The organism is Nocardia sp. NPDC004573, assembly GCF_053602135.1.
The window spans coordinates 357,969-383,304 of the sequence record NZ_JBSGDA010000005.1; the positions used below are offsets into that span (position 1 = coordinate 357,969).

At 66.9% G+C, this 25,336-nt stretch carries 22 protein-coding genes; 8 read left to right on the plus strand and 14 right to left on the minus strand.

The features are described from left to right. Positions 1-21: 21 nt before the first annotated feature. Both dpgC and ACWEKR_RS11285 read left to right on the plus strand, forming a co-directional pair. On the plus strand, positions 22-1,332 hold the full coding sequence (gene dpgC / locus ACWEKR_RS11280; RefSeq protein ID WP_452354374.1) for a (3,5-dihydroxyphenyl)acetyl-CoA 1,2-dioxygenase DpgC: 1,311 nt from the start codon (positions 22-24) through the stop codon (positions 1,330-1,332). Then, entirely contained in the window at positions 1,316-2,623 is a 1,308-nt protein-coding gene (locus ACWEKR_RS11285; RefSeq protein ID WP_452354375.1) for an aminotransferase-like domain-containing protein, read from the plus strand. Before dpgC ends, ACWEKR_RS11285 begins: the two co-directional genes overlap by 17 nt. A gap of 135 nt (positions 2,624-2,758) precedes the next feature. Here the strand turns inward: ACWEKR_RS11285 and ACWEKR_RS11290 are convergent, their stop codons facing one another. The 4 genes from ACWEKR_RS11290 to ACWEKR_RS11305 form a co-directional block, all read right to left on the minus strand. After that, positions 2,759-3,910: an aminotransferase-like domain-containing protein gene (locus ACWEKR_RS11290; RefSeq protein ID WP_452354376.1), complete on the minus strand. Its 1,152-nt coding sequence runs from the start codon at positions 3,908-3,910 to the stop codon at positions 2,759-2,761. A 78-nt stretch (positions 3,911-3,988) separates the two neighbouring features. Then, complete coding sequence (locus ACWEKR_RS11295; RefSeq protein WP_452354377.1) at positions 3,989-5,053, minus strand: isocitrate/isopropylmalate family dehydrogenase; 1,065 nt, start codon at positions 5,051-5,053, stop codon at positions 3,989-3,991. After that, complete coding sequence (locus tag ACWEKR_RS11300) at positions 5,050-7,044, minus strand: aconitase family protein (protein WP_452354378.1); 1,995 nt, start codon at positions 7,042-7,044, stop codon at positions 5,050-5,052. The genes ACWEKR_RS11295 and ACWEKR_RS11300 overlap by 4 nt, the downstream gene beginning before the upstream one ends. Then, entirely contained in the window at positions 7,028-8,293 is a 1,266-nt protein-coding gene (locus tag ACWEKR_RS11305; protein ID WP_452354379.1) for a LeuA family protein, read from the minus strand. Before ACWEKR_RS11305 ends, ACWEKR_RS11300 begins: the two co-directional genes overlap by 17 nt. Positions 8,294-8,741: 448 nt before the next feature. Between ACWEKR_RS11305 and ACWEKR_RS11310 the strand changes: the two genes are divergently transcribed. Next, complete coding sequence (locus ACWEKR_RS11310) at positions 8,742-8,948, plus strand: hypothetical protein (RefSeq protein ID WP_452354380.1); 207 nt, start codon at positions 8,742-8,744, stop codon at positions 8,946-8,948. Positions 8,949-9,076: 128 nt separating this feature from the next. Here the strand turns inward: ACWEKR_RS11310 and ACWEKR_RS11315 are convergent, their stop codons facing one another. From ACWEKR_RS11315 to ACWEKR_RS11335, 5 genes are all read right to left on the minus strand, one after another. Beyond that, on the minus strand, positions 9,077-9,301 hold the full coding sequence (locus ACWEKR_RS11315; protein ID WP_452354381.1) for a hypothetical protein: 225 nt from the start codon (positions 9,299-9,301) through the stop codon (positions 9,077-9,079). 132 nt (positions 9,302-9,433) lie between these two features. Continuing rightward, entirely contained in the window at positions 9,434-10,096 is a 663-nt protein-coding gene (gene lexA / locus ACWEKR_RS11320; protein ID WP_452354382.1) for a transcriptional repressor LexA, read from the minus strand. A gap of 28 nt (positions 10,097-10,124) precedes the next feature. Further along, entirely contained in the window at positions 10,125-11,096 is a 972-nt protein-coding gene (locus ACWEKR_RS11325) for a LysR family transcriptional regulator (RefSeq protein ID WP_452354383.1), read from the minus strand. A gap of 19 nt (positions 11,097-11,115) precedes the next feature. Next, complete coding sequence (locus ACWEKR_RS11330) at positions 11,116-13,410, minus strand: molybdopterin-dependent oxidoreductase (protein ID WP_452354384.1); 2,295 nt, start codon at positions 13,408-13,410, stop codon at positions 11,116-11,118. A gap of 52 nt (positions 13,411-13,462) precedes the next feature. Then, entirely contained in the window at positions 13,463-13,945 is a 483-nt protein-coding gene (locus ACWEKR_RS11335; RefSeq protein ID WP_195085468.1) for a nitroreductase family deazaflavin-dependent oxidoreductase, read from the minus strand. Positions 13,946-14,355: 410 nt separating this feature from the next. Here ACWEKR_RS11335 and ACWEKR_RS11340 point away from each other — a divergent pair, with 410 nt between their 5' ends. Together ACWEKR_RS11340 and ACWEKR_RS11345 are read left to right on the plus strand one after the other, a co-directional pair. Continuing rightward, complete coding sequence (locus tag ACWEKR_RS11340; protein WP_452354385.1) at positions 14,356-15,675, plus strand: glycoside hydrolase family 1 protein; 1,320 nt, start codon at positions 14,356-14,358, stop codon at positions 15,673-15,675. A 42-nt stretch (positions 15,676-15,717) separates the two neighbouring features. Further along, complete coding sequence (locus ACWEKR_RS11345; RefSeq protein WP_452354386.1) at positions 15,718-15,912, plus strand: hypothetical protein; 195 nt, start codon at positions 15,718-15,720, stop codon at positions 15,910-15,912. A 5-nt stretch (positions 15,913-15,917) separates the two neighbouring features. Here the strand turns inward: ACWEKR_RS11345 and ACWEKR_RS11350 are convergent, their stop codons facing one another. Together ACWEKR_RS11350 and ACWEKR_RS11355 are read right to left on the minus strand one after the other, a co-directional pair. Then, positions 15,918-16,904, minus strand: coding sequence for an NAD(P)H-dependent flavin oxidoreductase (locus tag ACWEKR_RS11350; RefSeq protein ID WP_452354387.1), 987 nt, complete (start codon positions 16,902-16,904; stop codon positions 15,918-15,920). A gap of 61 nt (positions 16,905-16,965) precedes the next feature. After that, positions 16,966-17,664, minus strand: a complete 699-nt coding sequence (locus ACWEKR_RS11355; protein ID WP_452354388.1) for a TetR/AcrR family transcriptional regulator — start codon at positions 17,662-17,664, stop codon at positions 16,966-16,968. Positions 17,665-17,851: 187 nt separating this feature from the next. Between ACWEKR_RS11355 and ACWEKR_RS11360 the strand changes: the two genes are divergently transcribed. The 3 genes from ACWEKR_RS11360 (at position 17,852) to ACWEKR_RS11370 (ending at position 21,866) form a co-directional block, all read left to right on the plus strand. Further along, a complete protein-coding gene (locus ACWEKR_RS11360; RefSeq protein ID WP_452354389.1) occupies positions 17,852-19,573 on the plus strand; it encodes a GMC oxidoreductase in 1,722 nt (573 codons plus the stop codon). A 139-nt stretch (positions 19,574-19,712) separates the two neighbouring features. Continuing rightward, on the plus strand, positions 19,713-21,302 hold the full coding sequence (locus tag ACWEKR_RS11365; protein ID WP_452354416.1) for a serine hydrolase: 1,590 nt from the start codon (positions 19,713-19,715) through the stop codon (positions 21,300-21,302). Between the two features lie 132 nt (positions 21,303-21,434). Continuing rightward, positions 21,435-21,866 carry a hypothetical protein gene (locus ACWEKR_RS11370; RefSeq protein WP_195085474.1) on the plus strand — a complete coding sequence of 144 codons (432 nt, stop codon included), beginning with the start codon at positions 21,435-21,437 and terminating at the stop codon, positions 21,864-21,866. Between the two features lie 132 nt (positions 21,867-21,998). Here the strand turns inward: ACWEKR_RS11370 and ACWEKR_RS11375 are convergent, their stop codons facing one another. From ACWEKR_RS11375 to ACWEKR_RS11385, 3 genes are all read right to left on the minus strand, one after another. After that, the gene (locus ACWEKR_RS11375) at positions 21,999-22,382 is read right to left on the minus strand and encodes a VOC family protein (protein ID WP_452354390.1); all 384 of its coding nucleotides are present in this window, start codon (positions 22,380-22,382) and stop codon (positions 21,999-22,001) included. A gap of 314 nt (positions 22,383-22,696) precedes the next feature. Then, positions 22,697-23,572, minus strand: coding sequence for a DUF4231 domain-containing protein (locus ACWEKR_RS11380; RefSeq protein ID WP_452354391.1), 876 nt, complete (start codon positions 23,570-23,572; stop codon positions 22,697-22,699). A 236-nt stretch (positions 23,573-23,808) separates the two neighbouring features. Then, a complete protein-coding gene (locus ACWEKR_RS11385; protein ID WP_452354417.1) occupies positions 23,809-25,080 on the minus strand; it encodes a cytochrome P450 in 1,272 nt (423 codons plus the stop codon). Between the last annotated feature and the right edge of the window lie 256 nt (positions 25,081-25,336).

Below are 25,336 nucleotides of genomic sequence, written 5' to 3' on the forward strand. Positions count from 1 at the left end.
GTCGGTGACTTGGACCTCGATATGGCACGCCTGACAGAGCACGTCGCGCGCTGCGAAGACGTCATCGCCCGCTCTCCGTCGAAAACCCACCGTGATGCCGGATCGCAGCGCTCGGTGGATCAGGCGTTCGCTGCCGCCAGGACCGCGCGCCGGGCCTTTCTGGCCGCGCACACGGATCGTGTGTACGACGCGTTGACCGGAGGGCTGGCCCACCATCGGCGCCTGCCTGAACTGGTCCGTGCCGCGGCAGAGAGTTTTCCAGGCCTGCTGCCGTCCACGGAGAGCATCGCTGACGAACGCGGCCGCATTCAGGCCGAACGCGATGGACGTGAGATCGACCAGGCGATCTTCTGTTCGGCGATATTGCGTTCCCCCCGATCGGGTGCCCACCTCATCGATGCCATGCGGACGCCTACCGCGGGGGCGATCGAGCTGCTCGACACCTTTCACCGCAACGGCAAGGTCGAGTTGCACTCGGTCGCAGTCGAACGGCTCGGGCACGCCGCCTACTTGACCTTCCGCGACGGTCATCCCCTGAATGCGGAGAACGATCAGCTCGTCGCCGACACCGAGACAGCAGTGGACCTCGCACTGCTCGACGACGACGTGCGGGTCGGCGTCTTGCGCGGCGGCCCCAGCAGCTCGCCGCGATATCAGGGCAAGCGGGTGTTCAGCGCGGGGATGAACCTCACCGATCTGCGCAACGGCGGGATCTCGTTCGTGGACTTCCTGCTCGGTCGCGAGCTCGGCTTCATCAACAAGATCATGCGCGGGCTCTACACCGGCGACGGTGTCGGCGCCTCGACAGACACCGGCCCGCTGGAGAAACCATGGATCGGTGCCGTCGACGCCTTCGCCATCGGCGGCGGCATGCAGCTGCTGCTGGTCCTGGATCGAGTCATCGCCGAGGAAGGCGCGTTCTTCAGTCTCCCCGCCGCGGAGGAGGGCATCGTTCCCGGCCTCGCCAACCTACGACTGTCGAGGGCGGTCGGTAGTCGACTTGCTCGCCGAATCATATTGGGCGGCAGGCGGATAGCGGCGACCGACCGGGCCGCCGAGTTGATCTGCGACGAGGTGGTCCCAGCGGAGCGGATGGACGCCGCGATCGCGGCCGCGGTAGCGGATCTGTCCGAGCCCGCTGTGGTGGCCAATCGCCGAATGTTGGCGCTGGCGGAAGAACCGGTAGAGGTGTATCGGCAGTATCTCGCCGAGTTCGCGATGATACAGGCTGAGCGGATGTACAGCTCCGATGTTCTGGCCAACGTCGAGCGACGCTGGCAGGAATCGCGTCGGCGAAAGCTTGCGGGAGGCAACCGTGCGGTTGGCACGTAGCGCCTTGCACGGGTCGCTCGAGGATCCCGTTCTCGGCTCGGTGACCTTCCTCAACGAGATCATGTCCCGGTATCCCGAGGCGATCTCCTTCGCTCCGGGGGCCCCGCACCCAGAGTTCTTCGACAACCTCGATCCACAGAGCCATATCGAGCGCTTCCTCGCGCACCTGCAGCAAGACAGAGGGTACAGCCGGGAGCGGGCTCGGCTACTGCTGTTCGAATACGGTCCCAGCCGCGGCATCATCAACGACATCGTGGCCGAGACCCTGCGGCGCGACGAAGGCATTGTCGCCGACCAGTCCGAGATCGTGATCACTGTCGGTGCACAGGAGGCGCTGCTGCTGGTGCTGCGGGCATTGTCCACCACGCCGGCGCGGGCAGCGGTGGCGGTCGCCAACCCGTGCTATCCGGGCATCGTCGGCGCGGCGCGGCTGCTCGACCTACCTGTCGTTCCGATTCCCGAATCATCGAACGGCATCGACATCGACCGACTCGCCGAAACATGCTTTGCCGAAGCCGGTTCCGGGCGCCGCATCCAACTCTGCTACGTAGCGCCCGACTTCGCCAACCCCGGCGGGAGCCGGATGCCGGTTTCCGCAAGGTGTCGGCTGATCGAGCTGGCCGACCAGGCCGACTTCCTCATCCTGGAGGACAATCCGTACGGATTCACCGCGCTCGGGCACGAGGTGCTGCCGTCGCTCAAGGCGTTGGACACGGTTGGACGCGTAATCCACGTCGGCACGTTCGCCAAGACGTGCTTTCCGGGCGCTCGCGTCGGGTATGTGATCGCGGGCCAGCACGTTGACGGTGGTCGCTGGCTCGCCGATGAGATCGCCGCGTTGAAGAGCATGGTCACCGTCAACACCGCCCCCCTCGCGCAAGCGATCGTGGGCGGGATGCTGCTCGCGGACGGCGGCACGCTCGCCCAGCAGAACCGGCGCAAAGCCGCACGGTACCAACGCAACCTCGAATGTCTGTTGACCGCGCTCGACGCTGGTGCGCACGGCTGGCCCACGGTCGAGTGGAATCGGCCCGACGGCGGTTTCTTCGTCGTCATGCGCCTTCCGGTGCAGGCAGACCTCGCGCTCCTGGAGAGATCAGCGTCCGAGTACGGCGTGCTGTGGACCCCGATGGACCAGTTCTATCTCGACGGAAGCGGCAGCCGCCGACTGCGTTTGTCGTGCAGCTACCTCGATGTCGCAGACATCCGGAGCGGGGTCACGCGGCTGACCGCGTTCATCGAGAACGAGGTACTCGCACGCGAACCGCTCGCCCCGCCCCGGGAAGGTTGATGCGGACGACCCGAAGGACGGTCTGACGAACGAGACCGCCGCAGTGCCGAACGACCTGTCGATCCCCAGCCGGCCAGGAGAATTGAGCCGAAGCCTTTCGACAGGCCCGTTCGGATTTCGAATTCATCCAGGCAGTCAACGACCGCAACGGTCCCGCTGACTACCGTCGAGCACGGCGGCCAAGCGCTCGACACCTTCTCGAATCTCAGCGGGACTGTGCGCGCTGAACGACATCCGCAGCGTCGACGGATCAGCGACACCCGCGAAGAACGGTGCTCCCGGCACGTACGCAACTCGCTGAGCCAGGGCAGCCGAGAGAAGCGCGGTGGTGTCGAAGCCGTCGGGCAACCGAACCCACACGAACATTCCGCCGTTCGGACGGCTCCAACTGCTGCCGTGCGGGAGCACTCGCGAGAGCGCGTCCACCAACGCGTCGCAGCGTTCACTGTAAAGAGCACGGGCGCGGGCGATCCGCCCATCCAGGTCGCTCGCCGCAAGGTAAGCCGCGGCGGCCGCCTGGTCGATCGTCGAACTGTGCAGATCGACCGCCTGTTTGACGACCGCGCACGCCGCGCGCACCGTAGCGGGCACGCGCATCCAGCCCAGTCGCATCCCGGGAGCGAGAAGCTTGGACAGGCTCCCCAGCAGAATGGTCCAGTCGGCGGACTGCGCGTAAGAAGCGATCAACGGCAGCCGCTCGCCGCGAAACCGCAACTCCCCGTATGGATCATCCTCGACGATCCACACGCCGTACTCGGCGGCGATCCGCGAAACGGCGGCACGTCGGTCCGCAGGCAAGGTATGACCGGTGGGATTCTGGAAGGTCGGCACCAGATAGACCATTCTGGGCCGATATGCAACGACGAGCTCACGCAGGGCTTCGATCACCATGCCGTCACCGTCGGTGGGCACCGGGATGACGCGGGCGCGCACCGCGCTGAAGACCTGTAGCGCGGCCACGTAGGTCGGGTTCTCGACAAGAACGATATCGGCAGGCTCGAGTAAGGTGGCCGACAGCACATAGATGGCCTGCTGCGCTCCGGTGGTCACCAGCAGATCGTCGGCGACCGTCGGAAGTCCGGCGCGAGCGAGAAACAGTGCGATCGCTTCGCGCAGCGCCGGATCGCCATCGGTCACCGAGTATTGCAAGACGCGCGCACTCGATTCACGCAGTACTCGCTCGTAGGCGGAGCTGATGCCTTCGACGTCGAACAGTTCGGGCGCCGGGAGCCCGCCGGCGAACGAGATCACATCCTGGCGCGAGGTCAGTGCGAGCGAGTCACGCACGATGGAACTCGAGCCAGGTCCGACCCGGTCGGATCCCGCGACGGGGGCGATACGGTTGCGCATCGGCTTGCCCTCGGATCAAGAAGTGGTAGCGGGTTCGCCCGCTCGATCGGCTTTGTCGTCGATGAATCGGGCACCGAGCCGTTCGATGACCTCGGCCACGAATCCCTCGGTGGTACCACAGCCGCCCAGGTCCGGTGTGGCGAATTCGGAAGCGGCGACCTCACGAACCGAATCACGCAGGTGGACCGCTTGTTTGCCGTATCCCATATGGTCCAGGGCCATGGCGAGTGACATCGCCGCCGCGGACGGGTTGGCGATCCCCTTGCCGGCTATGTCCGGTGCGCTGCCATGTACCGGCTCGAACAGCGCGCATCCGGTCTCCGGGCAGATGTTCGCGCTCGCCGCAAGACCCAATCCACCCATCAGAGCGGCGCCGATGTCACTGATGATGTCGCCGAACAGATTCGGTGCCAGCACGCCCTCATACGACGACGGGTCGCGCACCAGGTGGTAGCAGAACGAGTCGACGTATTCCTGTCCGGCCGCGAGCTGCGGGAAGCCCGCCACTTCGCTCTCGAAGACCTCTTGCCAGAGGCGTCCGGTGTTCGGCACGGCGTTGGATTTGTGTACCAAGGTAACCTTCGTGCGTCCGGTATCGGCGAGTCGCCGCAGTCCGAATCGCACGAACTTCTCCACTGTCTCTCGGATATACACGCATTCATCGATGGCAACGCTGACCGAACCGCGACGCGCGATCGTTCCGCCGACCCCGGCGTAGAGCCCCTGCGTGTTCTCGCGGAACAGATCGATCCGGCCGGTGGGCAAGTCGAGCGGGCGGTAGTTCACATAGAGATCCAGACCGCGCCGTAGTCCGAGCAAAATACTGCGACCGTGGGCCATGTCCGGAATTCGCGGATCGCCCAGTGCACCGAGGAGTATCGCTTGGTACTTCGCGGCAAGAGAGTCCACCGCGCCGTCCGGCAATCCGACGCCCGTCGCGAGCCATTCATCGGCGCCCCACCCGAATATGTCGTGCTCGACGTCCAGATCGCAGGCGTCGTTGAGCAGGTCAAGCACCGGCAACACCGCGAGGACGACCTCGCGTCCGATCCCGTCGCCAGGGATCACCGCGAGCCTCATCGATTCCCCCGCTCTTCGCCGAGCATGTCTTCGACAGAACTGAGCTGCCCGGCTATCGCGGTGGCGGCCACGACATAGGGTGACGCCAGATACACCTGACCCGGCCCCGAGCGCCCGGGAAAGTTTCGGTTCTGGGCACTCACAGTGATCTCGGCAGGGCTTTCCGACACCCCGGGTCCGGCGTTGATACAGGCCCCGCACGACGGCGGCAACACGGTCACTCCGACGTCGGCGAACAACTCGACATATCCGCGGGCCGTCGCGTAACGCATGACGTCCTCGCTACCGAACTGGATGAATGCTTGGACTCCTTCGGCCACGGACGCGCCATGCTCGCGGGCGAGCGCGAAAACACTGGCGTACATGTCCATGTCGTGCGCTTTGCCGCCGGTGCATGAGCCGCCGTAGACCTTGTCGACAGGTACCGAATCGTGGATCGAGGACAGCGGTACCGAGTTGCGGGGGTCACCCGGCAGCGCCACCATCGGCTCGATCCCCTCGAGCGCGAGTTCCACGACCGCGGCATAGCTCGCGCCGATATCGGAGACGACGATGTCGCTTCGGTCGGCCCGCGGTCGCCCTGGCCGTCCGGCCAGATAATCGCGGGTCCTGGCGTCCGGCTCGACCATCGCGGTCATCGCACCGGCCTCAACCGCCATGTTGCACAGCGTCGCTCGCTCGTCGACGTTCAGGCCGGCGACGCCCTCGCCGCTGAACAGCAGTACTTTTCCCAGCGTCCGGCTGCCGCGGATCTGTGGGTGTGCCAGGAGCGAGAGCATGACGTCTTTCGCGCACACCCCAGGCCGCAACTGTTGCCGCAACTCGATCCTGATCACCGCGGGGACCTTGACCAGAATCTCGCGGTTGTACCACGCGTTGGCCATGTCCGTCGCGCCGACGCCGAAGGCGAACGCGCCGATGGCTCCGGCCGTACAGGTATGGCTGTCGGTCCCGATGATCACATCGCCGGGCTCGGCGACATGTTCCATGATGTAGTTGTGGCAGATAGCGCGACTGCCACCGGAGTGCGCTGGTCCGATGAACTTTCCCTGGCTTTTCCTGGCGAACTCCCTCTGGCGCGTGCGCAGATTGTTCACCCGGCTGATCAGATCTCTGCCGTTGTCGCGGCGGCTCAGCACGGATTCCGCGAGGGAGAGGTGATCCTGGAAGTAGTAGCAGGTGGCCGGCTGCAACGGGCTCGCTTCCGCACCGAATTCCAGGGTGAACATCTCCGCCGCCATCGGCGTCACGTATTCGTGGGAGAAACGGATATCGGTCTGCACGAAATAAGACTCACCTACGGCGACCGCACTGTCCGGCGGCCGATGACAGCGGGACGAGAGCCTGCTCTGCAGCACCTTCTCGACCGCGTTGAGCGGACGGGCTGGGGTGAACCGCGGCAGTACCGGCGTACTGCCGGCCACAGCGCTCGCGCGATTGAAGCCGAACAGCCCGCCGAAATCGATAATGGCGCGTTCGAGGTCGTTCGCGCCGGCGGTGAACAGCTCGAGCGGTAGCTCTTCGCCGGCCAGGAGTGCGTCGAGCAGTCCGAAATCGGTACAGGTGACGATGCCGATATTGCGACAGTTCTGCTCATAGATGCGCTCGAACGAGCGGGCGAAGACCAGCTCGACGCCCGCGTACTTCTCCGCGAGCGCGGCGTGTTCGCGCGACGAGCCACAACCCTTGGCCGCGCCGCTGACGACAATCTGCGGACCGAACGCTCTGACCGCCCCCTGCGTGACCCTCCGCCCACGCAATCCGAGATAGGCGAAATCGCCGAGTTGCTCGTCATACCAGTAACAACACCAGCCGGGAATCATCTCGTCGGTGGAGATGTTGTCGCGCAGCGGCGTTCGCAGCAGCTCGGCGGGATCGAGCGGACAATCGCCGGACAGCTGCGCCGCGACCAGGTCAGGATCCTCGGTCAGGAACAGTACTTCGCCGCGCAGCCGGAAAGTTCTCGTGCTGGTCTCACTCTGTCGTCGCAATGATCTGCCCTATCAATTCATCGGTCAGGGGAGCATTGCTCCGCTTGGCTCGCCGGAGGATCCTTTCGACCAGCACCCGGTCCTCGGCGACTCCGTTCGTGGCCAACCAGTGGCGTACGTTGCTGGCGCCTGAGCTGGCATCGATGAGCACTTCTTGAGTACGTCCGAAATGACTCGCCGGGACCGCGGAGTACACCGTGTCCTCGAGCAGCCGGTCCCCCTTCTCATGGGCTTTGAGAATCGCGGCGGCGTGAACGCCTGCGCTGGTCTTGAAAACATCGCTGCCCATTGCCGGGTAGTTGTTCGGTATGGCGGTGTTCAGCACTTCGGATGCGTACTCGCAGTATCCCCGCAAGGCGGTGAGATCGTAGACGCCGGGCTGGTCGAGGTGACTGTTCAGAATGAGCTGGTCGAGAGACGCATTGCCGGTCCGCTCGCCGATACCGAGGATCGTGCCGTGCACCCGGACACATCCCGCCGACAGCGCGGTGAGCGAGTTGGCCAACGCGAGCCCGCGGTCGTTGTGCCCGTGCCATTCGAAGTCCGCCACATGCCCGCGTTCCACGAAATACCGCATGGACCATTCGATGAGCGCCTCGGTACCGCTCGGCAACGCGGCGCCGACGGTGTCGCACAGGCACACGCGGCGCACACCGACCTCGATCGCGACGTCGTAGATCTGCCGGAGTAGTTGCGGCGGGCACCGAACCGTGTCCTCCAAGACGAGTACGAACGTCACGCCCTCCCGGGAGCACATCCGTGCCGAATCGCGGATATTGCGTGCGATCGAACAGAGATCCCAATCCTCGACGTACTGCCGAATGGGGCTGACGCCGATGAAGACGTAGGCGTCCACCGAGACGCCGACGGCCTGCGCTACCTCGCAGATTGCACCGACATCGTCGACGTGTGTACGCCCGGCGTAGCCCTGGGCCAAATCGTAGCCATTCGCGTCGATGTACCTCGCGATCTCGATGCACTCTTTCATCGCCGCGCGACCGGCACCGGGAAAGCCGAGATCGGCGGCACCGACACCCACCGCGACGGTATGGTCCACGAGGGCGAGTTTCTGCGCCAAGGTCGGGTTCCGGACATTCGGCGCCTGGACCCCATCGCGTAACGTTTCATCGAAAAAGATGCCTCGACCGCCTGGCTTCCGCGTATCGCCTATCGATCGCACACCATTCCAGGTGAACCATGCACCAGTCCGTACTTCGTCACCGTTCAAGTCACGGATGGGATGATCCATCGGTCCGCCCCCAGCCTTCCGGAGCTGATCTTCGACTGACCGACACCTTCGCGCCGAGGATGATCAACTCCGCCAACGATTATGTGAGTTCCACAGCGTAGCCAGACAATTCGCGGGTCGCGCGTCGACATTCCCCACGCTGAGAAAGCCCAGCACGCGAATGTCGCCAACCGGCGACCTCGGCGCATCCCCCAGAGTCCCGCCCGCGCCGGGCCGGGGGAGCATGCTCGCATTACGCCGGGTGAATCGACCTCGGCACGAACAGCTCTCGCGAGGGACAACACGGTGCTGCGATGGAACCAGGTGAATCACTGTCGACGGATCTCCTCGGAGCGGGACCACCAGTCGCGCCAGTACCGCACGCGACCTCCGCTCGCCGACTATGACGGCAGCGAGGGCCTACCAAGGGTACGCACCAGTAGCATGCCTCCGCGTCTGCCGGTGGGCAATGAGCCGGACCGTGCGCTCGCACCATCTCGCGCAGGACATCCGCGAACTGCGCCAGGTGTGCGGTGTCGTGGATGCGCTGGATCGCGACACGGCGTTCGGTATCGCGCAGCGGCTTGATCTCCAGTCGGCCGGCCCCAAGGGCATCCACCACACGTTGCTGATCATGTGGGCATTTTCTCCCGCAAGGTCATCGCCTGGCGCATAGTCCCGGGCGGATCCCAATGGAATGCGCAGCAATTCCAGCTCGGGTCCATCGCCGCCAATGAGGGGTCGTGCCCATTACCTCCACGCCGACAGCGGTGGCCCGATGACCAGGAAACCGGTGTCCGAAGGTCAGCCGCCGATCGAGCGCACCCACAGCTCCCAGGGGCCGAACCTCTTGTAGACGCAGTCGGGGTAAGTGTCGGAGCTGCGGTAGCGTTCCCCAGCCGCCAGACACTCTTGCTGGGTTTCGTATTCGCCGATCCACACCCCCTCGGCGGTGGCGTTGCCCGCTGCCAAACCGAGAACAACCATCGCCGCGGCAGCGGCTGCCATAGATTTCCATACCGTCAGCATGCTGACGATCCTGCCAGGGCCGACGCGGTACAAATGTCCCCAATGCCGGGATGTCGGTGCGCCACCCGAAGGGCACGGCGGCCCGGGCGCGAAGGCGCGCGTGCATCCCGCCCGGGCCGGCGTTCGCCCAGCTCAAATCCGCCGCATCACCGACACGACCTTGCCGAGCACCACCGCCTCGTCGCCATCGATCACCTCGTAGGCCGGGTTGCGCGGCTCCAAGTACACATGACCGTTGCGCCGCCGGTACACCTTCACCGTCGCCTCCCCATCGATCATCGCCGCCACGATCTCACCGGAATGCGCCTCCTGTTGCCGCCGCACCACCACGATGTCGCCATCACAGATCGCCGCGTCGACCATCGAATCGCCGCGCACCCGCAACCCGAACACCGTGCCCCGCCCGACGAGCTCACGCGGCAACCTCATCACGTCGTCGGCGTGCTCCTCGGCCAGGATCGGAGCGCCCGCCGCGATGTCGCCGACCACCGGCACCGCCACCGAATCCTCCGCGACCTCCCGCCGCGCCGACGTCTGCAGGAACATCCGCACATCGATAGGACGCGACACCGTCCGGCTGCGCCGCAGAAAACCCCGCTCCTCCAGACTCCGCACATGCTTCGACACCGACGACGCCGACCGCAAACCCACCGCGTCACCGATCTCGCGCGTATTCGGCGGATACCCGTGCCGCAGCACCCACTCCCGGATCGTGGCGAGAATCCGCTGCTGCCGCGGCGGCAACGTCGAAGTGTCGAGATGCTCGAACGCGTCGAGCGTGTCGTATCCGGTCACCCGGGAATCGTAGAGGCACCGGCCGACACTACGGACCGGCCACCGCACCGGGCACACCGAACAACGCCTGATCGGGTTCGGGAACCCAGCAGGCCGCAGCGGTATCGCGGTTGTAGTTGTCCGCCACGTGCTCGACCAAAGAGCGCAGTCCCGGATGCCGGTTGCCCGCCTGCCACAGCAACGCCAGCGGATAGGCCGGAGTGGGATCGACGATCAACAGACGCCGCACGTTCGGATGCCACGGCGTCTGTCCCCCGTCCCCGGTGAACGTCGTCAACGACGACGAATCCGCGATACGTTCGACAATGCCCGCCATACCCTCCAGCGGGCCCCTGGTGTCGATCGGAATCCCGCTGAACGCGCTCAGATCCCGATAGAAATCGGCCCACTCCGACGGCACCGCCGCCCCCGGCACCCACACCGGTCGCCCCGCCATCTCCCGCAATGCGATCGTCGACCGGCTCGCGAACGGATGATCCCTGCCCACAAGCAAATACAGTGGCTCCAAATACGCCGGAGCAGCGACGACATCGTCGGGCAACAACACCGGGCCGCCGTAGGCACGGGCCAAGGCCGCGTCGACCAGACCGCTACCCAACGCCTCCCGCGACGTCCTGATCATGTTCGACATGACGATCTCGGTGTGCGAGTGCGAATGACGCGCCAGATAGAACTCCATCAATTCCGTCGCCGCCATACGCTTGCCCAGCACCGCCACCCGCAACGGCCGCACCTGTTCCCGCACCGCCCGCACCGCCGCCTCGGCACCCGCCAGCAGCGACCGCGCGTGCGGCAGCAGCCGAGCACCGGCGCCGGTCGGCACACTCTTGCCCTGCCCTCGATCCAGAACTGCCACCCCCAGCTGTGATTCCAGCTTCGCGATCCGCTTCGACACCGCCTGCTGGCTGATCCCCAGCACCGCGGCGGCGTGACCGAACTGCTCCTCCTCCACCACCGCCACGAACGCGCGCAACGCGGCGAGATCCAAATCCACCGTCACCCCGCGACTCTCGGCGACCTCACAGCGCTTCCGGGCCCATCCCACCGGGCGGCCGGGTCACCGTCACATCGGGGAGCGGGCCCGCGTAGCGCTCGACCTCCACCAGCGTGAGCTGCCCGGCGCACCCCTGACTGAGCGTCGACGAGGGGCGATCGGCGATGAGCACGTTCGGATTGCCGTGGCGGCAGAACGTCGGGTCCGCCGGGTCGGGGTCGTACCACGCCCCGGTGGACAGCTGCGCGACACCGGCACGCACCCCCTCGTCGACCACCAGACCGGCCAGGCAACTGCCCCGATCGTTGAACACCCGCACGATCTCACCGGCACGCAGGCCGCGCGCGTCGGCGTCCGAGGGATGCATCCGAATCGGTTCCCGCTCCGAGATCTTCACCGACCGGCTGTGGGCGCCCACATCGAGCTGACTGTGCAACTTGGTCCGCGGCTGATTCGCCACCAACTGCAACGGAAACCGCGCCGCCGCCGCGCCGCCGAGCCGCTCCTCCGGCTCCAACCACACCGGGTGCGGCGGGCAATCGGCGTACCCGAACCCCTCGATGGTCGCGGAGAAGATCTCGATCCTGCCACTGGGTGTGCCGAGCGGATACCGGTCGGGATCGGCGCGAAACTCGGCCGCGAGCACCTGCTCGGGATCCGGCACCGGCAGCTCGAGCACGTCGCCGGACCAGAACGCGTCGAAGTCCGGCAACGCGTGACCCGCTCGGGACTGCTCGACCCGCCAGCGCTCGTACAGATGCCGCAGCCACTCCGTGGCCGAGCGCCCCTCGGTGAATTCCGCACCCACACCGAGCCGATCGGCCGTCTCGGCGAAAATTCGATAATCGTCCCACGCCTCGGCGTGCGGGCGGGTCAGCGCCTTCATCGGGAAGAACGAACGATCACCCTCGCCCACGCCGTAGTCGTCGCGCTCGATCGACATCGTCGACGGCAGCACGATATCCCCGTGCCGCGCGGTCGCCGTCCAGAAGGCATCGTGCACGACGACCGTGTCCGGACGACCGAAGGCCGTACGCAACCGAGCCAGATCTTGATGGTGGTGAAACGGATTGCCGCCGCACCAATACACCAACCGCACATCCGGATACACCAGGTCTTGCCCGTTGTAGCGAAAGGACCGACCCGGATTCAACAGCATGTCCGCGATCCGTGCGACCGGGATGAACGCCTGTACGCCGTTGCGCCCTTGCGGGAGCCGCGGCGCAGGCACGCGCGCCGGCTCCCCCACACTCGCGGCCGATCCGTACCCGTGCCCGAACCCGCCCCCGGGAAGCCCGATCTGCCCCAGCATCGCCGCAAGCGCGACCGCCGCCCACAACGGCTGCTCGCCATGTCGCGCACGCTGCAGCGACCAACTCACCGTCACCAGCGTGCGCGCGGCAGCCATCGCACGCGCCAGCCCACGGATACGACCGGCCGGGACACCGGTGATCGCCGCGGCCCACGCCGGATCCTTGACCACTCCGTCCACCGCGCCACGCAGATACTGCGCGAAGCGGTCGTAGCCGACGGTGTACTCGCGCAGGAACTCACCGTCCGCCAACCCTTCCGCGTCCAGCACCTGAGCCAGTGCCAGCATCATCGCCACGTCCGTGCCGGGCAAGGGCGCGATCCACTCGGCCCCGCTCTCCGGCGGCGTATCGTCGCGCAGCGGGCTGATCGACACGAACCGGCACCCACGCGCCCGCGCCGCCGCGATCCAGCCGCGCGCGTTGTGCCGCGAGACCCCGCCCGGCGACACGGCCGCGTTCTTCGGTGACAGACCTCCGAACGCCACCACCAGTTCGGAGTGCTCGGCCAGGACGCTCTTCGCCGTCGCCTGCTGCGTCACCCAGCCGATGTCACCGATGACGTACGGCAGCAACACCGCCGACGTGCCCAGGCTGTAGCTGTTCACGTGCCGGACGTAACCGCCGAGACAGTTGAGGAAGCGATGCAATTGGCTTTGCGCGTGATGAAAGCGCCCCGCGCTGGCCCAGCCGTACGAGCCGCCGTACACCGCCTCCGGCCCGTACTGCCGGTACACGCGGCCGAGCTCTCCGGCCAGCAGATCCAACGCACGGTCCCACGAAACCGGAACGAAAGAATCCGAACCTCGCGCTCCCGGACCCGGGCCGTACTCCAACCAGCCTCGGCGAATATGCGGCCGATCGATACGGGTCGGATGATGTTGCGCCGAAGCGACATTGTCGATCAGCGGCGTCGGCTCCGGGTCGCCACGCCACGGCCGCACCGCCGTGAGCCGTTCCCCATCGCTGTCCGCCTCGAACGCGCCCCAATGAGTCAGATGCGTGGTCACCGTCCCACCGTAACCGCCCCCGCCGTCACCCCGACCACGCTCGCCACAGCGCTCAATCGACAACACGGCGCAGCTCGAAGATCCGGAACAACCGCCCGCCGGAGCGCTCGTACTCCATGGCGTAGCCGGGCCAGAACTCGACCGCCAGATCCCAGTACGGCTTTCGCTCCACGCCGGTGATCTCGCGCACCGTGACCACGAATCGCTCGCCCTTGTGCCGGACCGAAGCGGTCTGTGCCGCCCGCAGATTCGCCGACCAGGCCGGATGAGCGGGACTGCCCCAATTCGAGCCGAGGACGACGAAGTCCGCACCGTGCGGCACGTACAGCAACGACGTGGTGCGCGGGATTCCGGTCTTCCGTCCCGGCACGGTCACCTCGACGGACGGCAGCCCCGCCAGGTCCAGGACGCCCTTCCGTCCGCCGCTCGCCCGCCGGATCAAGCGTTCGACCCACAGCACGAGCGGCGCCGTCCGCATCACCCAGCGTTGCTGCGCGAGCCGTCGGGCCAGCGGTGGCAGCGGATTGGAGACCATATACGCATCCTGGCACGGCCTACGTCCCCGACCGGATCCGCACGCCGGTACCGAGGAACATCTCACAGGAGGGCACTCAGGTGTACCCTTCCCTTCCTTGCTTGGTCTGTAGGGCTTGGGATCGGGGGGTAATTTATTGGCTGAAATATAGTTAAATGCGCATATCTACGTATCTGAATGTTACATGGCCGCACAGCGTTCTTCTCGCTCCATACGCACTTCCATCACGATTCCCATACCCTTCTCCCGGTTCGAACCCCAGTCCATAAGATTCGCCCCCTCGCTGCCCCACTCTCCGTCTCCCAGAAAACGGACAAGTGACCAGTTACCCTGTCCCCGTGGTACCCACTCCCCCGGTCCGTGCGCCGAGCTCCACGAGCGCCCGTCACCCGTCTCGGAACAGGAGTTCGATGCGTTCCCACCTCCGCCATGTCTCGGCCGCACTCGCGGCCGTCGCCGCGGTCTTGCTGGCAGGCATCGCGCCGGCCGCCGCCCGGCCCGCGCCACCCGCCGTGGTCACGCCCATGGGCTCGGATTTCCTCTGGGGCGTCGCAGCCTCGGGATATCAATCGGAAGGCCACGCTCCCGACAGCAACTGGTCCCGCTACGTCGCGTCGGGGAAAACGACGGACCCATACCGCGATTCGATCGACTTCTACACGCGCTACCGCTCGGACATCGCCCTGGCGGCCGGCCTCGGCGTGAAGGTGTATCGGATCGGCGTGGAGTGGGCGCGTCTGCAGCCCGAGCCGGGCAGATGGGACCCGGAGGGATTGCAGTTCTACGACAACGTCGTCGCCGCCATCACGGCCGCGGGCATGCGTCCGATGATCACCATCGACCACTGGGTCTATCCGGGGTGGGCGGTCGAGCGCGGAGGCTGGAACAACCCGGGCATCATCGAGGACTGGCTGGCCAACGCGCGCACGGTCGTCGATCGCTATGCCCCGTATCGACCGTTGTGGGTCACGTTCAACGAGCCGACTTTCTACCTGGTGAACGAGTTGCGCAACGGCGGATTGCCGCCCGCCGCCGCGCCCGCGATGCACGACCGGATCGCCCGGGCGCACAACAGCATCTACGACTACATCCACCAGATCCAACCGGACGCGATGGTGACCAGCAATGTCGCCTATATCCCGGCCGCCGAGGACGTGGTGAACAAGCCACTGGTGGACCGGATCGGCGCGAAGCTCGATTACATCGGCATCGACTACTACTACGGCCTCTCCCCCGACAGCCTCACCACCACAGGGAATTTCACGGAACTGTGGAAGAACCCGCTGCAGCCGGAAGGAATCTATTACGCGCTGCAGCACTACGCCCGTCAGTTCCCCGGCAAGCCGCTCTATATCGTCGAGAACGGAATGCCCACCGAGAACGGCTTGCCGCGCGCGGACGGCTACGGCCGGGCCGACTCCCTGCGCGACACCGTCTACTGGCTGCAGCGGGCAAAAGCGGACGGCATCAACCTGATCGGCTACAACTACTGGAGTCTCACCGACAACTACGAATGGGGTTCCTACACACCGCGTTTCGGACTGTACACGGTCGACGTCCTGAGCGATCCCACGCTGACGCGCAAACCCACGGACGCGGTGGCCGCCTACACCGACATCACGCGTGCCGGCGGCGTCGCTCCGGACTATCGGCCGACCCGCGCGCCGAAGGATTGCTCCTTCGTCGACGTGCCGTCCGGCTGCTCCGACCCGGTCACCGTCCCGCGGTGACACTGGAGTCGTGACCGGTACTCGACCGAGCGGAGGCAGACGATGACCGACGATCCCGTCGCGGTGCTGCGGCGCTGGGCCGATTCGGGCGGCATCTGGCGCGTCGCGGGGCGCCGGTCCGGCTCGGTCACCGTCGTGCTCTACCAGTGCACCGGTGGCGAGGAGGTCGACCGGCTGACCTCCTCCGATCCCGAGTTGCTTCGCTATCTCGGCGAGCGCGCCGGCAGCGAGGACTGAACCACTCAGCCCGCGCCTGGGCCCACCACCCCAGACCACAACCGGCCGAGCACGTGCGCGACCGGTTCCACGACGGTCACCAGGCCGACGCCTTCCCCCGCGTCGATCGGCGTCACGGCCGGATCGTTCGCGGCCAGCGCGGCGGTGAGCGCGTGCCTGGCCGCCGAATCGGCGGCGAGTTCGTCTTCGCGCCCGGTCCACCGGTCGGTGAACCCGGTGCGCAGTACCCGCGCGGGAAATCGCGTGGGCCAAGGCAATTCCATGCCCACGTCGTAGGCGCGGGTGAGCACGGTGTCCGCGCCGCTCGCGGCGAGCAGGGCGCGACGGCCCGCCTCCGGCAGCAGCGATTCCGAGCACGCCGCGAGGCAGGTGCCCAGCCACGCCCCGCTCGCCCCGGCCTGGAGCACGGCGGCCAGTTCTCGGGGTGCGCCGATGCCGCCCGCGGCGAGCACCGGGATCGATGCGACGGCCAGCACCTCGTCCAGGAGCGGCAGCAGCGGCGCGTTCACGGCTCCGTGTCCGCCGCCCTGCACGCCGCGGGCGACCAGGACGCCGATGCCCGCGTCTTGCGCACGCCGCGCGTCCGGCCCGCTGTAGACCTGGGTGGCAGGCACGATTCCGGCGTCTGCCACGCGAGCCGCCCAGCCCAGGTCCTCGCCGAAGCTCACCGAGATCAGCGCGGGACGGGCCTCGATCGCGGCTTCCAGCAGTCCCGGCTGCCCGGCGACCACCCAATCGACCAGACCGATGCCGAACGGACCGGTCACACCGCGAAGGTGCGGCAACTCCTGCTCGAGCGCCCGCACCGATCCGGCGCTGCCCATCCCGATCATGCCCAGGCCACCGGCCGCGGTCACCGCCGCGGCGAGCCGTCCACCCGCTACGCCGCCCATCGGGGCGTTGACCAGCGGGATCCGCGCATCGATTCGATTCGCCCACGCGAGCGCGGCGCTGATGGCGGGGCCGGGAGACTGCCGGCTGGAGGTCGTCACGCGGTCCATCGCAGCACACGCCGCCGCGACCGGTCGCGGGCTCCCCCGTTCCGGCGGCGGCTCACGCCCGGTGACCGAGCATGTCCAGCAGTCCGTCCAGCTGCAGTTCGAACAGCTCGTCGCGGTCGGCGAAGGTGTCGGCGCCGTACATATCGAAGACGTCCGCGCTCACCGCCCCGAACAGCCCGACCCAGAACGTCACGCCGCGGACGATCAGCCAGTCGGGCACGCCGAGCTGGAACTCGTCGCGGATGCGCGCGAAACTGCCCGCGAGCGCCGCGGAGATTCGCGGCTCGGCCGTGGGCGCCGCGAGTCGGCCGGCTCGGTGGGCCGCGGCGAACAGCGTCAGCATCGTGGCGATCACCCGGGTTCCCGGTGCGACGGTCTCGGCGGCCGGTGCGTCGTAGCCGGGTACCGGCGTGCCGAACAGCAGCCCGTAACGGGCCGTTTCCGCCAGCGCCCATCGCCGCACTGTACGCCCGAGGATCCGCAGCCCCTCGATCGGATCGTCTCCGCACTCGGCCAGCGCGCCGTCGACCGCGTCGCCGAGGGCGTTGTATCCGTCGACCACGAGCAAGGTCAGCAGTTCGTCGCGACTGCGGACATACCGGTAGACGGCCGAGGAGACCACGCCGAGGTCACGTGCGACCGCGCGCAGCGACAGGGCCGCGGCGCCCTCGGTCGCCAAGTGTTCCCGCCCGATCCGGACGATGTCGTTCATGGTCTGGGCCCTGGCGCGGGCTCGGGGTGTGGTCGGCATAGCAGCAACGATGCGCGCTTCAGAGAGCATTGTCAACTAACGTGAGCACCGCTCTGAAACCGTGCCGGACAACGGCGGGCAAACCCGAATACCGGACGGATCCGCTGATTCCGACCGACTTGCGTACCGTTACTTACCCGGGAGTAGTGTTAGCCGAGTCACTGGCGACACGATCGAGGAGTTCCACATGGACCAGCGGACGACGGATTTCGACGTGCTGATCGTCGGTTCCGGGTTCGGCGGCAGCGTCACCGCGCTTCGGCTGGTGGAGAAGGGGTACAAGGTCGGCGTACTGGAGGCGGGCAGGCGCTTCGCCGACGACGAGTTGCCCGAGAACAGCTGGCAGTTGAAGAAGTTCCTCTGGGCGCCCGCGCTCGGCTGCTACGGAATCCAGCGCATCCATCCCCTGCGCAACGTCCTCATCCTCGGCGGCGCCGGCGTCGGGGGCGGGTCGTTGAATTACGCGAACACCCTGTACGTGCCGCCGGAGCCGTTCTTCCGTGATCCGCAGTGGCGTGACATCACCGACTGGCGCGATGAGCTGACCCCCTACTACGAGCGGGCGCAGCAGATGCTCGGCGTGGTACGCAATCCCCACATGACGCCCGCCGACGAGGTCTTCAAGGCCGTCGCCGACGACATGGGCGTGGGCGACACGTTCGTGCAGACGCCCGTCGGCGTGTTCTTCGGCGAGCCGGGCAAAACCGTGCCGGACCCATACTTCGGCGGCGTCGGCCCGGAGCGCACGGGATGCGTCGAATGCGGCGACTGCATGGTGGGCTGCAAGTACGGCGCGAAGAACACGCTTGTGAAGAATTACCTCTACCTGGCGGAACAGGCCGGAGCCGAGGTCATTCCGATGACGACGGTCACCGAGCTGCGGCCGCACCCCGACGGTACCTGGGACATCTCCACCGCCCGCACCGGCGCCTGGATACGCAAACAGCCCCGGACGCTCACCGCCTCGCACGTCGTGCTCGCCGCGGGCACGCGCGGCACCCAGAAGCTGCTGTTCGCCATGCGTGACAAAGGCGTGCTGCCCGACCTGTCCGATCGCCTCGGCGTGCTGACCCGCACCAACTCGGAATCGATCGTCGGCGCGGCCACCAAGAAGGTGCGTCCCGGCACCGACTTCACCAAAGGCGTCGCGATCACCTCCTCCATCCACCCCACCCCGGACACGCACATCGAGCCGGTCCGCTACGGCAAGGGCTCCAACTCGATGGGCTTACTCCAGACGCTCATGGTCGACGGCGGCGGCCGCATCCCGCGCTGGCTGCGTTTCCTCGGCATGGTGCTGCGGCATCCGATGGACCTGCTCAGCTTCCTGAGCACCAAGAACTGGAGCGAACGCACCATCATTTCGCTGGTCATGCAGCACTTGGACAATTCGATCACCACCTACACCAAGCGGGGCCTGTTCGGCCGCAAGCTCACCAGCAAGCAAGGCCACGGCGAGCCCAATCCCACGTGGATCCCGGTGGGCAACGACGTGACCAGGCGCGTCGCGGAGAAGATCGGCGGCATCGCGGGCGGCAGCTGGGGCGAGATCTTCAACATCCCGCTCACGGCCCATTTCCTGGGCGGCGCGGTGATCGGGGCCGACGCCGAGCACGGCGTGATCGATGCCTACCACCGCGTGTACGGCTATCCCACACTCAGCGTCGTCGACGGCGCGGCGGTCTCGGCCAACCTGGGCGTCAACCCCTCCCTGACGATCACCGCACAGGCCGAACGGGCGGCGGCGTACTGGCCCAACAAGGGCGAGGTGGACACCCGCCCACCGGTGGGCACCGGATACCGTCGCATCGCTCCGATCGCGCCGGCGAACCCGGCCGTTCCCGCGACTTCGCCCGCGGCGCTGGTGCTGCCGATCGTGGAGATCAAGCAGACACCTGCCGCCGGATAGGCCGGAGGCCTCGATCGACCGGGGACCGCGGCGGGCGGCCGCCGCGAAACCTTTGAACCAGCCGCGCAGCAACCTCCGCTGGACTAGCCTTTATCTGGTCTTTTGTCGCTACAAAGCCAGGAGGCGACCCGTGAGCACACTGCGCCGGGCACTGCTCGCTCCTACCGCCGTGGCGGCGGTCGCCCTCCTCGCCATGACCGGTTGCGGCGACGGCGAGTCGGACTCCACGGCGACGGGAGCGTTCCCGAGTTCCGCGGCGTTGCCCAATCAGGTCGCCGGGGTGCCGATACCGGAGGGCCGGATCGATGATGCCGTGAGCGAACTGGACCAGCTCGCGGATGGCCTGCTCGCCTCCTCCGGCATCCCCGGCATGGCGGTCGCCGTCGTGCACGGCGGAAAGGTCGTCTACAGCAGGGGATTCGGTGTCCGCAACGTCGTCACCCAGGAGAAGGTCGACCCGGATACGGTCTTCCAGCTGGCGTCGCTCTCCAAGCCGATCGGAGCGACGGTCGTCGCCCGCCGGATCGCGGCAGGGGGTGTCGAATGGGACACGCCGGTGCGCCGGCTGCTGCCGTCCTTCACGCTCGCCGATCCCTACGTCACCGAGCATGTCACGGTGGGCGATCTGTACGCACACCGCTCCGGACTGCCCGATCACGCGGGCGACCTGCTGGAGGATTTGGGCTACGACCGTCAGCAGATCCTCGACCGGCTTCGACTGCTGCCGCTGGGCGCCTTCCGCGACTCCTACGAGTACACCAATTTCGGGCTGACCGCGGCCGCCGTCGCCGTAGCCGCGGCCGCGGGGACCGATTGGGAGACGTTGTCGGCGCAAATGATCTACAGCCCGCTCGGCATGACATCGACCAGCTCGCGGTACGCCGACTTCGCGTCTCGCGCGAACCGCGCCGAGGGGCACGTTCTGATCGACGGGAAGTACGAGCCGGCGAACCCGCAGCGTCAACCGGACGCGCAGTCTCCGGCCGGAGGTGTCAGCTCCTCGGTGACCGACATGGCCAAATGGATGACGATGGTGCTCGCCGACGGCTCCGCGGGCGGCTCGGTGCTGGTGCCACCGGACGATCTCCTACCCGCCATTTCCCCGCAAGTCGTCTCGGCGCCGCCGAAAACGCCGGACGCACGCGCGGGCTTCTACGGGTTCGGTTTCAACGTGAGCGATTCCGCCTCGGGCCGGGTCGTACTGGGGCATTCGGGGGCGTTCGGTCTCGGCGCGGGCACCGCGTTCACCCTGATTCCCTCCGCCGATGTCGGCATCGTGACACTCACCAACGCGGCGCCGATCGGCGTGCCGGAAACACTGAACGCGGAGTTCGCCGATCTGGTCCAGTTCGGCAAGATCCAGCAGGACTGGCGCTCGCTCTATCGCACGGCGTTCGAACCGCTGGGCGCCCCGTCCGGAGCATTGGCCGGCAAGCAGCCGCCGAGCCACCCGGTTCCCGCGCGGCCGCCCGCATCGTACGCGGGCACCTACGACAACGCCTACTACGGCCCGGCGACGATCAGCGCCACCGACAAGCTCCTCACCCTCACCCTCGGCCCCGACAACATGACCTTCCCCCTGAAACACTGGGACGGCGACACTTTCGTCTTCACGCCACCTGGCGAGAACGCCAATCACGGCTCGGTCTCCAAGGCGACCTTCCGCGGCGCCGAACTCACCCTGGAGTACTACGACACCGAACACCTCGGCGTGTTCACCCGTAGCTGACGGTCGCCGCCACACAGCCGCGATCTCCCGCGCCGGAGGCGGCGCACAACCGATCGCGGACGCGTCGCCCGTTTCCAGGGGTTTGCCGACGACGGTTGCGGGAAGTCGCTGGATGCAGGAGAGGAGGCAGTGATGACCGAACCGAACGAGACCTATGACCCGCCGCAGGACACGGGCGCGCCCGACTCGACCGAAACCGATCCGGCGGCCCTCAACAGCGCCGAGGATCTCGATGAGGACCGACTGCGTTCCGACCCACTCGAGGCCGGAATGGACCCGCCGGAGCACTGGACCGGCGTCACCAAGTACGGCGTGACGCCGTGGGAGCAAGCCCATCCTCGACCGATCGGTGACCGGCTCGCCGAGGAGGAGCCCGACGTGGATCCGAACCGAGAGACCGGAGACGCCGAGAAGCTCGAGGAGGATCGCAAGCTCGAGGACATCAGCTGCGACAGCCACGAAGTGCGCACCGAGCACCGCTACGAGGAGCAGCTCGGTGTCGCCGCCGACGTCGCGGGCGGTTCGGTAGCCGACGATATCCGGCGACCCGCCCCGCCCGAATAACGGCAACCGTCGAGCCGATCGGATGCACTCCCACTCGCCACCGCCCGCCCCGTCACCGGTGAACGCCGTCGCCGCATTTCGCGCGATCGCTTCCGGGCGGCGGGCCGGGCGGGGGCGCTCCGATCGCCTACCTCACTCGTCCGGAAGCCAGACCAGACAGAACGTGTGCCCCACCAGGTCGGCGTAGACGCGGAACGCTCCATCGGTGTCGGCTTGCACGAGTGTCGCGCCCAACGCGATCGCAGCCGGCTCGGCTTGCTCGATATCGTCCACCAACACGTCGAAATGAACCTGTTGCGACGCCTCGGGATCGGGAAATCGCGGCGGCTTGTATTGGGGCGCTGTCTGAAACGCGATGCGCCTACCCGATGTTTCGACCAGCACCACCCAGTTGTCGTCGTCTTCCTCGAGGAGATCTCCCCCGAGCAACTCCTGGTAGAACCTGGCGAGTTTGCGTGGTTCGGGGCAATCCAGCACGACGCTGCGCAACCGACCGACCCCGTTGTTCGATGCCATACTCCGACCTTCCTGACCTACGCCATTCGTCGTTGCCTACCCGCACCGCCCAGCGACAAACGCGGCATTCCGGGACCTTTCGCCTGCGCGCCGGACTGTACGGACGCACAGCTGACAACCGACCGGCCGGGCCGAATGCAACGGCCCGCCCGACGTCACGAATCACGCCGGACGGGCCGCTTCCCCGTTCGCCATACGACGCCGCCACGTCGTACAGCTTGATCATGGTAAGCCCCGAATCAGGTCATCTCCGGCAGCCACGCCGGATCATCGGACGTTCGATCGAATGCCCGCGACGAGCACGGTGATGGACGCTATTCGCCGTGCGATGCCCGCCAGAGAGTGTGTTCGCGGCTGATCGCTTCCTCGGCGTCGGATACCGCGTCGGCCCAGTCTCCTTCGGTGTGGTTCTGCTCCAGAACTTCGGCGACGATGCTCAATTCGTTCGAAGCGACGGCGTAGGCGGCGGCCGCGGTGCTGTGCTGCCGGGCCGACGACCACGCGGCCAGACCCGCGACGGCCGCCGCGAAAATGCCCGCCAGGTCGAAATTCACCGCGTTGAACGCCTTTGCCAGCGCCCCCGCGACACCCGCCACCTCGAAGACGAGCGACATCGTGCCGTAAACCTGGGATCTGCGTTGATGGTAACCGGATTTGGTGGCATACCACCGTTGCTGTTCCCGGATGCGGTCGTCCAGGTAGACGCGGCGGCGTTCGTCGAACGGGGCGGAACGCAACTGCCGCATGCGATCGCTGATCGCCGGAGCGGTGGTCGGCCGCAGCGCGAGCGCCGAGATATCCTGACGCAACAGCCTGATACGGTCGATCAGCATCCGATCGGCCTCGGCCGGGGACAGCGTGCCGACGAACGGCGCGCCCTGGACGGCGTACTTCCAGGTCAAGGTCTTCACCGACTCGGCGAGCGCGCGGCCTTCGTACCAGGATTTGCCGGGACGGCTGCGCAGGACTCCCACGTCGACGGCCAGGATTCCGACGAAGGCCATCGCGGTCAGGATGGCCGCTATGTCGGTCCCCGACGAGCCGACCCGGACGGTGAAGGCCGCGCACGCCGCCGCCACCACAGCCAGCCAGAGCCGGGCCCCGTAGGCGCGGAGATAGAACTGCTGGCCGTACATTGCCGCCGTGTCCGCGGACTGGAAAAGCCCGGGATAATCGTCAGCGTGCCGCACAGGCCGCGCACCCCCCTCGAACCGACATGGCCGAAGGGTAGCAGTCGGGCGCTACCTCTCGAATCAATTTGCGCAGCTTCGCAATTGCCATGTACGCGCCGAATGCCCGCGTTCCACCCGGTGCGCCGCGTCAGCCGTAACGGACCCGCGGATCCGCCATGAGATACCGGGTCGTGGCCCGATGATCATCCGTCACCGCGATCTGTTCCGCTGACGAGCCACGGTCCGCCGCCGCGCTACACGATGCGCACCGGCGCGGACTTCGGGAAGACGACCGGCAAGGCCCCCAGGGCGCGGTGGAACGGGCCGGGCCGCCATTGCAGTTCGCTCTTGGGCGTGGCCAGCTGGATCTCCGGCAGCGCGTCGAGCAGCTGATCGATGGCGTTCTGCACCGTCATGTAGGCGACGGATTTCGCCGGGCAGGCATGCGGTCCCGCGCTCCACGCCAGGTGCGAGCGGTTGCCGATACGGCTGCCGCCGGGCTCGTCGGTCCCCCGGATCTGGGGGTCGTTGTTGCAGCCTGCGAGGCTGATGACGACCGGCTGGTCGGCCGGCAGCCAGACACCGTCGACCATGATCGGTTGCCGGGGGTACGTCGTGCAGAAATTCGCCATCGGCGGGTCGTTGAACAGCACCTCGTCGAGCGCGTCGGTGGTGGACAGATTCCGGCCGAGGACGTCGCCGAAGCGGAACCGGTCGTCGGTGATCATCAGCAGCAGGGCGTTCGTGATCAGGTTGCGCTGCGCCTCGAACCCGGCCCCGTAGAAACTCATGAGCTGGGCGAAGATCTCGATGTCGTCGAGTTCGGTCGAGTGATGCGCCAGCCGCGAGGTGACGTCCTCGCCGGGCTGTTGGCGCTTGAGCCGGATGAGCTGCATCAGCGCCTCTTTGAGCATCTTCATGCCCTCGGGCCCCCGCACCGTGTCGAAGCGCGCGGCCATACCGGTCGCGACCCGCTCGCCGATTTCGGTCGGGCAGCCGACCATCTGGTTGAGGACTTCGAGGACGAGCGGAAACGCATACTGGCTCACCAGATCGGCGGTTCCGGTTTGGCAGAACGAATTGATCAGCGGGACGGCGATGTGTTCGACCGTGGTCGGCACGTCGAACAGATCGATTCCGTCGATGGCGTCGACGGAGGCATGCCGATAGCGATCATGGGCCAGCCCGGTGTTGTACCGCGCGGCCGGATACCACTCCATCATCGGCCGGACGGGCGAGTTTTCCGGGATGGTCTTCTGCCACGTGCGGGGATCGGCCGGAAAATGGTCGGGGTCGCTGAGAATGCGCACCGCGGTCTGGTAGCCGATCACCAGGGTGGCAGGCACTCCGGGTGCCAGCTCGATCGGAACCAGCGAGCCGTGCGCGCGACGCATATCGCGGTATGCGCGGTGCGGGTCGGCGACGAACTCCGTCGTGTACAGCGGCACGCGCGGGGCATCCGCCTCCGTCGGGAATCCGTGCTGGACGGGGCACGCTCCGGTTCCAGTGGTATGCGGCGCGGCCATCGGGGACTGTGGTGTGGTCAAGAACGTGACTCCAGGTGATGGAACAGCAATTCGACGAACGTGATCGGTCAGCGGGTGCACGTGCCTGCCAAGACCTGTCGTCCAGAGCTTGGCGACCCGCTTACGCTAGCAACATAGCAACGCTTCGATCGTGGCGCTGACGAAGGCGGCATCGAACGCTACACGAGAGCCGGTACCGGACAACGCAATTCGCCGAATCACCGGGAGGCGTTCCGGCGAAAGCGCTGGTCGCCGC

Coding starts and splice junctions, on each gene's coding strand:
- dpgC (WP_452354374.1), top strand. CDS start 22: ATGGCACGCCTGACAGAGCACGTCGCGCGCTGCGAAGACGTCATCGCC.
- ACWEKR_RS11295 (WP_452354377.1), bottom strand. CDS start 5,053: ATGAGGCTCGCGGTGATCCCTGGCGACGGGATCGGACGCGAGGTCGTC.
- ACWEKR_RS11305 (WP_452354379.1), bottom strand. CDS start 8,293: ATGGATCATCCCATCCGTGACTTGAACGGTGACGAAGTACGGACTGGT.
- ACWEKR_RS11310 (WP_452354380.1), top strand. CDS start 8,742: ATGAGCCGGACCGTGCGCTCGCACCATCTCGCGCAGGACATCCGCGAA.
- ACWEKR_RS11315 (WP_452354381.1), bottom strand. CDS start 9,301: ATGCTGACGGTATGGAAATCTATGGCAGCCGCTGCCGCGGCGATGGTT.
- ACWEKR_RS11335 (WP_195085468.1), bottom strand. CDS start 13,945: ATGGTCTCCAATCCGCTGCCACCGCTGGCCCGACGGCTCGCGCAGCAA.
- ACWEKR_RS11340 (WP_452354385.1), top strand. CDS start 14,356: ATGCGTTCCCACCTCCGCCATGTCTCGGCCGCACTCGCGGCCGTCGCC.
- ACWEKR_RS11345 (WP_452354386.1), top strand. CDS start 15,718: ATGACCGACGATCCCGTCGCGGTGCTGCGGCGCTGGGCCGATTCGGGC.
- ACWEKR_RS11355 (WP_452354388.1), bottom strand. CDS start 17,664: ATGCCGACCACACCCCGAGCCCGCGCCAGGGCCCAGACCATGAACGAC.
- ACWEKR_RS11360 (WP_452354389.1), top strand. CDS start 17,852: ATGGACCAGCGGACGACGGATTTCGACGTGCTGATCGTCGGTTCCGGG.
- ACWEKR_RS11370 (WP_195085474.1), top strand. CDS start 21,435: ATGACCGAACCGAACGAGACCTATGACCCGCCGCAGGACACGGGCGCG.
- ACWEKR_RS11375 (WP_452354390.1), bottom strand. CDS start 22,382: ATGGCATCGAACAACGGGGTCGGTCGGTTGCGCAGCGTCGTGCTGGAT.
- ACWEKR_RS11385 (WP_452354417.1), bottom strand. CDS start 25,080: ATGGCCGCGCCGCATACCACTGGAACCGGAGCGTGCCCCGTCCAGCAC.